The 12,587-nt window shown below is 68.4% G+C and carries 12 protein-coding genes; 7 read left to right on the top strand and 5 right to left on the bottom strand.

Annotation, left to right across the window (positions count from 1 at the left end):
• Positions 1–14 precede the first annotated feature (14 nt).
• Complete coding sequence (locus BMZ38_RS10835) at positions 15–2,582, bottom strand: GAF domain-containing hybrid sensor histidine kinase/response regulator (RefSeq protein WP_139202449.1); 2,568 nt, start codon at positions 2,580–2,582, stop codon at positions 15–17.
• A 435-nt stretch (positions 2,583–3,017) separates the two neighbouring features.
• Between BMZ38_RS10835 and BMZ38_RS10830 the strand changes: the two genes are divergently transcribed.
• The 3 genes from BMZ38_RS10830 to BMZ38_RS10820 all read left to right on the top strand — a co-directional run bounded on the left by BMZ38_RS10830 (position 3,018) and on the right by BMZ38_RS10820 (position 5,997).
• Complete coding sequence (locus BMZ38_RS10830; protein WP_425431890.1) at positions 3,018–4,169, top strand: serine hydrolase domain-containing protein; 1,152 nt, start codon at positions 3,018–3,020, stop codon at positions 4,167–4,169.
• A 212-nt stretch (positions 4,170–4,381) separates the two neighbouring features.
• Positions 4,382–5,278: an FkbM family methyltransferase gene (locus BMZ38_RS10825; RefSeq protein WP_175483782.1), complete on the top strand. Its 897-nt coding sequence runs from the start codon at positions 4,382–4,384 to the stop codon at positions 5,276–5,278.
• 125 nt (positions 5,279–5,403) lie between these two features.
• A complete protein-coding gene (locus tag BMZ38_RS10820; RefSeq protein WP_091337257.1) occupies positions 5,404–5,997 on the top strand; it encodes a hypothetical protein in 594 nt (197 codons plus the stop codon).
• A 152-nt stretch (positions 5,998–6,149) separates the two neighbouring features.
• Here BMZ38_RS10820 and BMZ38_RS10815 read toward each other — a convergent pair whose 3' ends face one another.
• A complete protein-coding gene (locus BMZ38_RS10815; RefSeq protein WP_175483783.1) occupies positions 6,150–6,665 on the bottom strand; it encodes a YbaK/EbsC family protein in 516 nt (171 codons plus the stop codon).
• A gap of 31 nt (positions 6,666–6,696) precedes the next feature.
• On the bottom strand, positions 6,697–7,764 hold the full coding sequence (locus tag BMZ38_RS10810) for an MBL fold metallo-hydrolase (RefSeq protein WP_245747300.1): 1,068 nt from the start codon (positions 7,762–7,764) through the stop codon (positions 6,697–6,699).
• A 208-nt stretch (positions 7,765–7,972) separates the two neighbouring features.
• Between BMZ38_RS10810 and BMZ38_RS10805 the strand changes: the two genes are divergently transcribed.
• The 3 genes from BMZ38_RS10805 to BMZ38_RS10795 all read left to right on the top strand — a co-directional run bounded on the left by BMZ38_RS10805 (position 7,973) and on the right by BMZ38_RS10795 (position 10,267).
• On the top strand, positions 7,973–8,461 hold the full coding sequence (locus BMZ38_RS10805) for a GNAT family N-acetyltransferase (protein ID WP_091337253.1): 489 nt from the start codon (positions 7,973–7,975) through the stop codon (positions 8,459–8,461).
• An 87-nt stretch (positions 8,462–8,548) separates the two neighbouring features.
• The gene (locus BMZ38_RS10800) at positions 8,549–8,950 is read left to right on the top strand and encodes a hypothetical protein (RefSeq protein ID WP_091337251.1); all 402 of its coding nucleotides are present in this window, start codon (positions 8,549–8,551) and stop codon (positions 8,948–8,950) included.
• 120 nt (positions 8,951–9,070) lie between these two features.
• Complete coding sequence (locus BMZ38_RS10795) at positions 9,071–10,267, top strand: serine hydrolase domain-containing protein (RefSeq protein ID WP_091337249.1); 1,197 nt, start codon at positions 9,071–9,073, stop codon at positions 10,265–10,267.
• 246 nt (positions 10,268–10,513) lie between these two features.
• Here BMZ38_RS10795 and BMZ38_RS10790 read toward each other — a convergent pair whose 3' ends face one another.
• Entirely contained in the window at positions 10,514–10,780 is a 267-nt protein-coding gene (locus BMZ38_RS10790; RefSeq protein ID WP_091337247.1) for a hypothetical protein, read from the bottom strand.
• 86 nt (positions 10,781–10,866) lie between these two features.
• On the opposite strand from BMZ38_RS10790, the gene BMZ38_RS10785 reads away from it, so the two are divergent.
• Entirely contained in the window at positions 10,867–11,853 is a 987-nt protein-coding gene (locus BMZ38_RS10785) for a VOC family protein (protein ID WP_091337486.1), read from the top strand.
• Positions 11,854–11,895: 42 nt separating this feature from the next.
• Here BMZ38_RS10785 and BMZ38_RS10780 read toward each other — a convergent pair whose 3' ends face one another.
• Positions 11,896–12,537 (bottom strand): dihydrofolate reductase family protein, encoded by a 642-nt coding sequence (locus BMZ38_RS10780; protein WP_091337245.1) that lies wholly within the window; start codon positions 12,535–12,537, stop codon positions 11,896–11,898.
• Positions 12,538–12,587 lie beyond the last annotated feature (50 nt).

Raw genomic sequence — 12,587 nt, 5'->3', positions numbered from 1 at the left:
AGGCACGGTACCCGCTACGCCAGCTGCGCACTCCCCTTGTCCGTCTCCAGCAGGTCGGCCAGCGTGCCGACCAGTTCGGCCTGGCGGAAAGGTTTGGCCAGGCGGGGCAGGCCGCCGGCCTCGCGGTCGGTGAGGGTGGCGAAGCCGGTGATCATCAGGGTCGGGGTGTCCGGCCGCAGGCGGCGTATCTCGCGCGCCAGTTCGGCGCCGGTCATGCCGGGCATGGCGTAGTCGGTGACCAGCGCATCGAAGACCAGGCCGGTGTGGATTTTCTGCAGCGCCTCGAAGCCGGAGCCGACCGACACTACCGTGTATCCCGCGTCGGCCAGCATGTCGGCCGTGCCGCCACGGACCAGGTCTTCGTCGTCGACCAGCAACACGGTCTCCCCGGCGGCACGGGGGATCACGGCGTCGTTGGCGGCGTGGTCGGGATCGGACAGCACGTCGCCCGATACCGGCAGCCACAGCGTCGCCGTGGTACCGCGGCCGGGCTGGCTGTCGAGCGCGAAATCGCCGCCGGACTGGGCCGCCAGGCCGTGCACCGAGGACAGCCCGAGCCCGGTGCCGCGGCCCACGCCCTTGGTCGTGAAAAACGGATCGATCGCGCGCTTGACCGTCATCGCATCCATGCCCACGCCGGTGTCGGTGACCGCGAAACGGAGGAATCGTCCCTCGCCCAGCCCGACCTTGCGCGGGACCTCCTCCTCAGTCACGCGGATCGCCAGCTCGCCACCGTCGGGCATCGCGTCGCGGGCGTTGACCACGAGGTTGAGCAACGCCAGCTCCAGCTGGTTGGGATCGACCAGTGCCGGCGGCAGTTGTGCCGCGCAGCTCACTGAAAGCTGGATGCCCGGCCCGATCGAACGCGACGCCATGTCGGCAAACCCGGACAGGAGCCGGGGCACGTCGACCGGTCGCGGGGCCAGATGCTGGCGCCGGGAGAAGGCGAGCAGCCGCTGGATCAGCGTCCGTGCGCGCTCGGCCGCCTGCAGGCCGCCGGCGGTCATCCGGCGGGCGCGCTCGTCGCCGTCGAGCTTGCGGCCGAGGGTATCGAGCGCGCCCAGGATCGGTGTCAGGAGGTTGTTGAAGTCGTGCGCGACGCCCCCGGTGAGCTGCCCGATGGTTTCCATCTTCTGCATTTCGTGGATCTGGGCCAGCGCCGCCTGGCGCTCCTCCACCGCGATGGCGACGCGCTGTTCGAGCTCGGCGGTGAGCTGGCGCAGCGCCTCCTCGCCTCGCTTGCGCGCGGTGGCATCGCTTGCCGCCCCAAACCACTCGGTGACCCGACCGGCGCTGTCGAGCATCGGCACCGCGCGAGCATGGGTCCAGCCCAGGCTGCCGTCGGCCTGGCGGACCCGGTGCTCGGACTCGAACATGCTCCTGGTCGCCAGCGCCTCGCGGATGGCTGCGGATACCTGCGGCTGGTCGTCGGGATGGACGTAGGTTGCCAGCCAGCCCGCGCTCGGCTCGGTGGTATCGGCCAGGAAACCCTGGCCGTCAAGCTCGCGCAGCTCGCGCCAGTCCGGGCTCATCCGGAACACCGAGTAGGCGCCCGTGGTGAGCAGCGCGCGGAACCGCGCCTCGCTCTGGCGCAGCGCGATCTCGGCCGTTGCCTGCTCGATGGCGGCCCAGGTGCGCGTGGCCACGTCCTCGATCAATGCCACCTCCTGCGTGGTCCATCGATGGGATTCGCGGAAATTGACGTAGAAGGTGGCGATGAAGTGGTTGTCGCGGACCAGCGGAACGGAGACGAACGCGCGCGCTTCGATCGCGCGCCAGGCTGCCGGATCGGCCTCGGTGGTGGCTTCCACGTCGGCGCAGACCTCGGTCTGGCCGGCGCGTTGGCGGGCCAACCGTTCCGCGCCGAACGGCGCCAGCGCGAAGCTGCCATTGAGTGGCTGCACGCCATCGGCGAAGCAGGCGTCGAAGGCGATGGTCTCCCCATCGGGTTGCACCTTGGCGTAGCCGACACGCTGGGCACCCAGGTGCCGGCCCAGTGCGGTGACCGCCCGCTCGGCCAGGACGCGCGGCTCGTCGATGCCGCGCAGCGCATCTTCCAGTTCGATGCGGAAGCGCTGGCGGCGTACGGCCAATACCTGGTCGGTGGTCTCGGCCACGGCGCAGAACATGCCCCCGATATGGCCGCTCTCGTCCCACACCGGGGAATAGGAGAAGGTGAACCAGGTCTGCTCGTCGTAGCCCTTGCGGTTCATCAGCAGCGGCAGGTTTTCGCGGTACACCGCCTCGCCGGACATGGCCGCGTCGATCAGCGGCGCGATGTCGGGCCAGATTTCCCGCCAGATGTCGCTGAAGCGGCTGCCCAGTGCCCCCGGATGCTTGGCACCGAGGATCTCGGCATAGGAATCGTTGTAGAGGAAACCCAGTTCCGGTCCCCAGGCGACGAACATCGGGAACTTCGAATTGAGCAGCAAGCTCACCACCGAGCGCAGCGATTGCGGCCACGCGGACGGGTGGCCGAGCGGCGAAGCGGACCAGTCGTGGACGCGCATGGCAGCGCCGATCTTTCCTCCGCCGGCAAGAAAACTTTCCTCGGGCGACATCGGTTCCGGCAGCAGGGGCACGGTGCTCTCTCTTCTGGGGGCGGGCAGTTCAGGCGGCCTTTGCTGCCGAAAGCGCACGTGGTGGTTGAAGCGGCGCCTGGCGTGGTGCCAGGCCAACGGTGCGCATCCGGCGCCAGACGACCCGGGCGGCGCGCTGGCGCTCTGCGCAGGATGTCCGGGTGAAACCCCTGAGTGGCAGAGCAGCCTAGCCAAGACCGCCTTAATCACTCGTTCGGCGCCCGGCATGCCTGATCTGCCAGGTAATTTGAACCCATTCGGCACGAACGGAAGGTGATGGCGGCAGCAGCGTCGGCGTCCCGAGCAAGCACAGCGACCGCAAGAGGACGCATCCTCGTACGGCCCGTTAACATGGCAGACCCGGACCTGCCGGCCTTCGCCATGCGCCTGAGATTCCCCGTCCTCCTGTTCGCCGGCCTGCTGTGCCTTGCCACCACGATGCCTTTGGCGGCGAGCGGGCCGGCTACCCCGACCATTGGCCAGCAGCGCGAAGGCGTGCTGTTCTGGACCCAGGCGCAGCGCGAGGCGCGCTTTCCGCGGATGTACGCGTTGTTTCCGAGCGACCGGGCCGCGCATGGCGCTCACGTCCGCGAGCTGCCGCCGGGCCGGCCGCTGGCCATCGCGGGGAAAGACGCCTCGGCCTGGCTCGCGGGCTACATGGACCGCTACCACGTCGCCGGCGTGATGGTGCTGCAGGACGGCCATGTCCGCCTGCAGCGGTACGCCAAGGGTTTCGGGCCCGGGCAGCGCTGGACGTCCTTCTCGGTCGCCAAGTCGGTCACCTCGACCCTGCTCGGCATCGCCCTGCAGCAGGGTTACATCCACGGCATGGACGACACGCTGGGCACCTACATCCCGGAACTGCGCCATACCGCCTACGCCGACGTGACGGTGCAGCAGCTGCTGACGATGACCTCGGGCGTGCGCTGGAACGAGGACTACGCCGACGCGAAGTCCGACGTGGCGCAGATGTACCTGGGCACCTGTGTCGACGGCCGCGCGCACGTGCTGTCGTACCTGGCCAGGCTCCCGCGGCAATGGCCGGCCGGGACGCACTGGAACTACAACACCGCCGAGACCGACCTGCTCGGCATCCTGGTGCAGCGGGCCACGCACCGGTCGCTGGCCGCCTACCTCTCGCAGGCCATCTGGCAGCCGTATGGCATGGCCGCCGATGCCTACTGGATCAAGGACGAGTGCGACGGCAGCGATACCGGCGGCAGCGGACTGTCGGCCACCCTGGCCGACTACGCGCGGCTGGGACAGTTCATGCTCGAGGGCGGCCGCATCGACGGCAAGGCGACGATCGCCGAGGCATGGCTGCAGGGTGCCGTGCACCAGCAGACCGGCGTCGACGAGCCGGACCGCGGCTATGGCTACCTGTGGTGGACCGACGTCGACGGCAGCTATGCGGCGATCGGCATCTTTGGCCAGCTGGTGTACGTCGATCCCGCGCGAAAGCTGGTGATCGCCCAGGTGGGGGCGTGGCCGCAGGCCACCGGCAAGGCGCTGGTGGCCGCGCGTCGCGAGTTCGTCGCCACGATCAAGCGCGCCGTGGATGGCGGGGGTGGAAACAAGGCTGGCCCTTGATGTCGTTGGCCCGTCCAAGGTCCAAGGTCAGCGGGGCGCGGAAAAACCGTGGCCTGAAGGCGCGGGGACGAAGCGGCCTCTTTGTCAGGCAAATCGGGGGGAGGGTGGCACGCGTTTCCCTGGCGCCGCGGAAGACGATTCCGCTTGGTAGACCGCCCGCCGAGCGCTTCGGAAGGGAATACGATAAGCGCGCACAGCCGGGAGCGATGAGCATGGATATCAAACGCTTCGCTTGGACACTGGCCTGCAGGGCGATATCGCCTGCGTGGGCTTTCCGACACTTGACCGGTGAATCTGGCCAGATGCGGCACGCGGATCGAGGCCGATCCCGGCAGCACGTCCTGATGTGCAAGATTTCATACAACCAATATGGCGGCTATTGCGTGCCGCTCTCCTCGCGGCATCGGCCGGCCGTGCGAAAAGTCCTCGATGGGAAGGTTCACGAGCCGCAGACGGTCGCCTTCATCCTGGCCAACTGCGGCACGGGCGATGTGGTCCAGGCAGGGGCCTATTTCGGTGACTTCCTTCCCGCGCTGGGTGGTGGCGTCGCTGCCGATGCGAAGGTGTGGTGCTTCGAGCCGAACCGCGAAAACTATCGATGCGCCGCGATTACCGTCGCGATCAATGGGCTCGCCAACATCGAACTGGCGAACGCGGGGCTCGGCAGCAGGGACGAAATGCTGTCTGTGAGGGTGGTGGACGAGCATGGACGCGCCCTGGGCGGCGCGAGCGAAATCGTTGCCGAATCAGCCGATGCCCATGCGCAGCCTGTACGCATCGTCGCCGTCGACAACGTGGTCGCGCCAGACCGGCATGTTTCCATCCTCCAGCTCGACGTCGAGGGGTACGAGCAGCAGGCGCTGAAGGGAGCGCTGAAAACCATCAGGCGATGCCTCCCTATCCTCATTCTCGAGGTCCTGCCGACCAGCACGCTCCTGGAGAGCGAATGGTTTTGCGAAAACATCCGCAGGCTGGGTTACAACGAACGCTGCAAGCTGCACCGCAATATCGTGTTTGCTTGCGGGTCGGTGGCGGGCCGTTCGAGCGACACAGAAGCCGGCAAAATCAAATCCGGTGCATGGGATTCGAATACCCGCGCAGGGGTTTGAAACCCCGCGCGCCAGGTGCTGACCTGATGGTTTCGCAACGGCATATTCCGCGGGACGAAGTGCATCTGCGCATGACGTGGTGCGGTTAGACTCGCGCGACGCCAACCAGTCAGGAGAAACCGACCATGCGCCTCGCCCGCTACTTCCCGGTTTTCGCACTTGGACTCGCGCTGGCCGCGTGCGGCCATGGCAATGCACCAGCCGGTGATGCGGTGAACACGCAAGCGCAGGAGGCCACACCATCCCCGCAGCCACCCGCGCCCGATCCGTCGGCGGTGGCCCAGGCCAATGCCGCCCGCCCGCTGCAGGTCAGCGACCTGGATGCCTATGCCAAGGGCATGGACAAGGAAATCGAACTGCGGAAGGAGGCGAGCGACAAGGCCACCAGGGCCAAGGCCGCGAAGGACCAGCAGGCGGAGGTGATGGCCATCGTGGAGATGACCAGCGCCGAGATCGAAAGCGCGGGGGCGCGCGCGGCCGGCATGGACGCCGCTCGCTACGCCTTCGTCAAGCACGCCGTCGACCGGGTGCTCGGTTCGGTGTGGATGAGCAAGGCGATGGGCAAGATGGAGGGCGGTGCGCAGATGCAGCAGAAGGTGGGCGATCCCTATGCCGGGCTGGACGCGGACGTCGCCTCCGCCCTGAAGGCACGCGAAGGCGAACTGGGCAAGCTTCGCGAGGACAACATGGCCATTCTGGCCAATGCGCAGAATCTCTGACCCGGGGTCGGCGCGCTGGGCTTCGAGGCGAGCCACACGCACAAGACGTAGACGAGCGCGGCTGTACCGTATCTATGCCCCGGGGTTCGGACGGCCGGTCGCTCGTCACGCCGGCGTCAGTCGATAACCGGGGCACTTCTTTGGCGGACCGCTCATTCCTGGCGGATGATGTCGGCCAGCTGCGGGCGGGCTAGCCGCAGGTAGTCATCGACCGCCAGCACGATCGATCGGTCCAGCCGACCCGCGTTGAATGCGATCTCGGCGTTCGAGGAAACGAGTGCAGGGTCGGCGACCAGGCGGACGTCCGGCGAAAGCGCGAAGGGAGGCACGGCGCCCATCGCGCAGCCGGTTACTTCCTGCGCCAGTGCGGGGTCGGCCAGCGTCGCCTTCCTTGCCCCCATGGCCACGGCCAGCTTCCTGAAGTCCAGCCTGGCCGGACCGGGGAGCACCGCCAGCACGGGTGTCGATGCCGCTTGGCTGGCCACGCAGAGCATGGCTTTGGCCCCTTGCTCCGGCCGGGTGCCGCGGATGCGGGCGACGGCGTCGGATTTTCCCTCGGCCGGGTGCTCGAGGATGCGGAACGCCGCCTTGCCCGCGCAGAGAAGGGCGAGGAGCTGGTCGAACACAGGCGTGACCCGGCTTTGCCCTTCCGGATGTGCAGCCGTCATGCGCGTTTCCCACGAAAGCGGGTGAGGCAAGTCACGAGCGTATATCGCCGGGCTGTTGGAGCGCCCGTGCCGGGACGTCGTCGGCACCCGGCACGCTCCGCCACCAGGACACGCCAGGATGTGGCGAGTCGAGCAGGACGTGCTCGCCGAACATCGGCGTCGCGAGCGCGATGCCCCGGGCCCGCGCCAGCGCGGCGACCCGCTCGAACGGCTCGTACCAGGCGTGCATGGCGAGGTCGAAGGTGCCGTTGTGGATGGGTAGCAGCCAGCGTCCGCGAAGATCTTGGTGCGCGCGGACGGTTTCCTCCGGCTGCATGTGCACGCCTGGCCAGTCCACGTTGTAGGCGCCAGTCTCGATGCAGGTCACGTCGAACGGCCCGAGCCTGTCGCCGATCGTCTTGAAACCGCTGAAGTAGCCGCTGTCGCCGCTGAAGAACAGGCGGAAGTCGTCGTCCTCGACGACCCAGGAAGCCCACAGCGTGCGGTTGCGGTCGGTCAGCGTGCGGCCGGAGAAGTGCTGGGCCGGCGTGGCGGTGAGGCGCAGCCCGTCGACCTCGGTGTCCTGCCACCAGTCGAACTGGTGGATCAGCGAGCGGGTGACGCCCCATGCGGCGAGGCGCTCGCCGACGCCCAGGGGCATGTAGAACCGGGCTCCTGCCCAGGCCAGCGCGCGCACCGCGGCGCGATCGAGGTGGTCGTAGTGATCGTGCGAAAGCAACACGCCGCGGATCGGCGGCAGGTCGCGCAGCGCGATCGGCGGTGCGTGGAACCGGCGCGGGCCGAGCCACTGCACGGGTGAGGCCCGCCGGGCAAAGACCGGATCGGTCAGCCACCAGCCCCCGCGCAGCTTCAGTAGCAGCGTCGAGTGGCCGAGCCTGTACAGGCTCCGGTCAGGCGCGACATCGAGATGCGCGCGCGCCAGCTTGCGCACGGGGATCGGCCCGGAGGGAACCGTGTTCTTCGGCTTGTTGAAGAGCAGGTCCCACATGGGGTTCCGGCCCGTGGCGGGCGCTTGCCGCAGCGGATCCTGGTTGCGGAAGCGGCCGCCGGCGTTCTGCGGCGAGTGCGGATAGTCGGGAAGGGTCGTGGTAGTCGCCAAGGGAACACCGATGCCAGTAGGAAGCGAATCTGAAATACGCGCCCGCCACGTCAATGGACGCACATCGCTCCAACGAGTTGGGGGCGGTCGCCGCAACAGGCAACGGGGGAGACGGCTGTGACCGAAGACAGGGGCGCGTCCGGCGGGTGTCCCTTACGCTTGGCCGGCTGCCTCCGATATCGGTTGCCTGAATCGCGGGATACAACCCATGATCATTACTACCGGTCGCCTCGACGATCCCGAGGTCGTCGGACTTCTCCGCCTGCACCTTGCGGCCATGCACGTCCATTCGCCGCCGGGCACCGTCCACGCCCTGGACCTTGCGGCCCTGAAGCACCCTGATGTGAGCTTCTTCACCGCCTGGGAGGGCGGGGATCTGCTCGGCTGCGGCGCGCTGCGCCGGTTGGCGGTCGACCACGGCGAGATCAAGTCGATGCGCACCGCGCCGCAGCATGTGCGCAAGGGCGTGGCGGCTGGACTGCTGCGGCACATGATCAAAGTGGCGCGGCAGCGCGCCTACCTGAGGCTCAGCCTGGAGACGGGTTCCGGCGACGCCTTCCAGGGCGCGGTCGCGCTGTACGAAAAGTTCGGGTTCGTCAGGGGCGAGGCATTCGGCGGCTACGTGGCCAGTGGCTTCAACCAGTTCTTCCATCTGCCGCTGCAAGCCGTCGGGGCGGACGGGACCGTGTCGGGTTGATCCATCTTCCGCGATTTCACCCGCCGCAGGGCACGCAAGGGCTATGCTCCGGCGACCGCGGCGTGCACCGCTAACCGGAGGTGTGTCATGGCAACGCAATGGGTTCGTTTGGCACCGGCGCTCGTGTTTGCAATCGCATTGCCCCTGGCGGCTCATCCAACGACCGGCAACGTGTCCAAGCAGGTCAGTACGGCAGCCGCCCACGCCGGCATGGCGATGGGAGCGGCGGACCTCAAGATGGCGCACGCCCATCTGCAGCATGTCATCAACTGCCTGGTCGGCCCGTCCGGCGACGGTTACGACGCCCAGCAGGCCGACCCGTGCAAGGGTATGGGGCAGGGCGCGATGGTCGACGCGAAAGGCGACACCACGCAGGAAGCGCAACTGCAGGCTGCGCTGGAGTACGCCCAGCAAGGGGTGAAGGCCACGACCGTGGACGAGGCGCACGCGGATGCGCAGAAGGCCATGAGCAGCCTCCAGGCACACTGACCCCCACGGATCGGATGCGCGGGAAGCCGCCGCGCAGGTATGGTGGTGGATGAGTGGCGCGGGCGACGCGAGTAGACCCGGGTCGTCGCGTTCTGCCGGCCGCACCGTAAGGAGCCAGCCATGCCTGCAAGGTGGATCGCCTGCCTGTCGTTCCTGCTCGCCTGCGCCACGGCGCAGGCGGGCCAGCCCGTCGCGACCGTCCGCGTCGCCTTCGATCGAGACGGCATCACCGCCACGCGGATCCACGGCGTGGCCGACAAGGCCACGGGCCGCAAGGTCACCGCGGACGACCCGGTGCGCATCGCCTCGATCTCCAAGCTGGTCACCACGCTAGGGGTGATGCGGCTGGTGGAGGCCGGCAAGCTTGACCTGGATGCGGACGTGTCCGGCCTGCTCGGCTGGCCATTGCGCAACCCGGCGTTTCCGGACAGGCCGATCACCCTGCGCCTGCTGCTGTCGCACCGTTCCAGCCTCACAGACGGTGCCGGCTATTGGCAGACGCCGCTGGGCGGAAGGCTGCGGGACATCGTCGAAGATCCGCGCGCCTGGGACGCAACGCGCGCGCCGGGCACGTATTTCCGCTACACCAACCTCAACTTTCCGCTGGTGGCACAGGTGATGGAGCGTGCCACTGGCGAGCGCTTCGACAGGCTGATGGAGCGGCTGGTGTTGCGCCCGCTGGGCATCGACGGGTGTTTCAACTGGGACCGCTGCGATGCCGCTACTGCCGCCCGCGCCGTGGTGCTGTACGACACCGACGGCAAGCCGGTGAAGGACGACAACCACGGCCGCAAACCCGATTGCCCCGTGACGCCGGCCAGCGACGGCAGCTGCGATCTGTCGCGCTGGCGCGCCGGCGAGAACGGCGCGCTGTTCTCGCCGCAGGGCGGCCTGCGCATCTCCGCCGACGGCCTGGTGCGCATCGGCCGCCTGCTGCTGGGCAATGGCACGCTTGACGGCAAGCGCTTCCTCAGGTCCGCATCCATCCAGGCGATGATCACCCCGCAATGGCAGTACCGCCGCGGCAACGGCCAGACCTACGAGGAAGACACCGGCGACGTCGACCCGGGCTTCTTCTGCCGCTACGGCCTGGCGGTGCAGATGCTGGCCACGCCGCAACAGGGCTGCCGCGACGATCCGTTCGGCGATGGCGTCGCGCGCGTGGGCCATTCCGGCTCCGCCTACGGCCTGCAGGCGGGGCTTTGGGTGGACCGCAAGCGCGGCACGGGCGTGGTGTGGTTCGCCACCGGGATGCCGGACCAGCGCGAGGGCGGAAAGTCGGCGTTCAGCGCGGTCGAGGAGGCGTTGGCGCACTAGGACGGATCGTTGGCCCGCGCAACGCCCGCCGTCGGTTCGGAAGGCCAGCCCGTCGTGCTCGAAGCGTTCGACCTGCTGGGCAGCTACCGCGACCTGGCAGGCTCGGCAAGGCCGGCTGCACGCCGAGACCCGCAGGGGAGTTGGGCGGTACGGCGATTGATCCGCGGAAAATGCGGTTGGCCGCTTTCCGGATGGACTCCGGCGATGCTGCTGCGACGGAGGCTCGGTGCCTGTACGCCCAAGGGCCTACAGCGGCCCGGGCATGCCGCACTCGATGCCGGTCAGACCGGCGGCGCCGGCCAGCCGGTCCAGCAGCGCCTTGCCCACGTCGTTGACGTAGATCGCGGCGATGCGATTGACGGCGATCGTCGGGTCGGCGAGTTCCGCGCTGGAGGCGGAGGGCAGGCATCTGTTCCCTGCGGTTTCGGTTTCGCGGCCATGCTTGCCTCCTGCTCTCCCTGTGGCGGCTGGCGACCCATTCGTCGGCGCGGCGATGGTGAGGGCCGATCGCATGCCTGGCAGGCGCCATGACCTCGCAGGTCATGGCGCTCGAAGCTGGCCGCCCGGAGAATCCACGCACCTCACTGAAAGGTCTCCCCATGCGCCCGATCCTGCTGCTTTCGGCCATGCTCCTGTGTCTTGGTACCGCGGCGGTTCCGACCCGAGCGGCCGAGCCATCTTCCGCACGGCTCGACCACATCCTGCTGTGGGGACGCGGGATCGACCAGGCGACCTCGGTCATGGCGGTCAAGCTGGGTTTCCAGGTGCGGCCGGGACGCGACCCCGGCGGCGTCGCCAATCGATACGTGCGCCTGGCCGACGGCAGCTTCGTCGAGCTGCTGGGTGTGACGCGGACCGACCCCACCTTCGATCCGGGCATGAAGGAGGATCGGCAGGCGCTCAAGGGCGGGCCCGGATCGCGCACCTTCGGCTTCCGTTCCACCACCCTCGATGCGGTCTACGGCAGGCTCAAGAAACTGCACTATGCGGTCACGCCGTTCTTCACCGGCCCCGATGGCGCCAAGCCCGGCTGGCGGTTGTTCGCGTTCGATCGCGCGCCGTTGTCGAGCAACACCTTCTTCATCGACTACGCCGCCGACTACGCGCCGGATCAGTTCGATCCGGCCAACGCCGGCGATTACCGCGTGACGCGCGAGCATCCCAACGGCGCACGTGAACTGTCGTCCATCTGGCTGGTGTCAGGCGATGCGGAATCGGACCGCAGGCAGCTGGAGAAGATGGGCTTCGGCCATGCGGTGCCGGTGCGGCTGCCACAGCTCGGCGCGGCGGGCTTCTGCGTGCCGGTGGGGCCGACGGTGTTGCTGGCGCTTCAGCCGGACGGCAAGGGCGTCGCCGCCCAGACCCTGGCCAGCGGCGGCCCGCGCGTCCTGGGCGTGAGCTTCGGCGTCGTCGACCTGGGGCGTGCGCAACGCTGGGTCGAACGCGGGTACGAACGCTCGCTGGCGACCTATCGCGGTGTGTCGGGCGAGTCCTTCCTTGCGCCAACGCGAGACGATCTTGGTTTGTCGATCGAATTCCACGCGATGGTGCCCGGTGCGGCAGCGTGCGCCGGTGCGGGCATCTAGCAGCGGGTTCCTCCGGCGCGCCTGGTTTCTGGTCGAGGCAAGCTAGCGCGCAAGCACCACATGGGTGGCCAGTTCGGTGGCGACGTGTTCGGTCACCCCGAAGCCCACCGCAGGCAGGTCCAGGCCGGCGAACAGGGCTTCGCCCCGGCCCAGCACGACGGGCGCGATGGCGACATGCAGCTCGTCGACCAGCCCCGCCGCAAGGTACTGGCGGACGGTGCTCACGCCGCCGCCGATCTTGACGTCCTGGTCGCCCGCGGCGGCCCTGGCCCGGGCGAGCGCGGCCTCGATGCCGTCGGTGACGAAGTGGAACGTAGTGCCGCCTTCCATCACCAGCGGTTCGCGCGGGTGATGGGTCAGCACGAAGGTGGGAGCGTGGTAGGGCGGGTTGTCGCCCCACCAGCCTTTCCATGCATCGTCCGGCCAGCCGCCACGGACCGGGCCGAACATGTTGCGTCCCAGGATGAAGGCACCGAAGCCTGCCATCGATCGCGCAGCGTAGCTTTCGTCGACCCCTTCCGATCCGCCGGGTTGTCCCTGCATCGCGCGAAAGGTGCGGGTGCCGAAGAACCACTGGAACAGTTCCGGGCCGCGTTTGCCGAGCGGGTCGCGCAGGCTCTGCTCGATTCCCGCACCGAAACCGTCGAGCGAGAGGGAAAAGCCCGCGACGCGTACCTTGCCCATGGCATGACTCCTGGAATGGCGCTGCAATCAACCTGGCGTCGTACGAATGG

This window comes from Frateuria terrea (genome assembly GCF_900115705.1).
GTDB lineage: Bacteria > Pseudomonadota > Gammaproteobacteria > Xanthomonadales > Rhodanobacteraceae > Frateuria_A > Frateuria_A terrea.
This window is presented reverse-complemented; position numbering and strand designations above follow the sequence as displayed.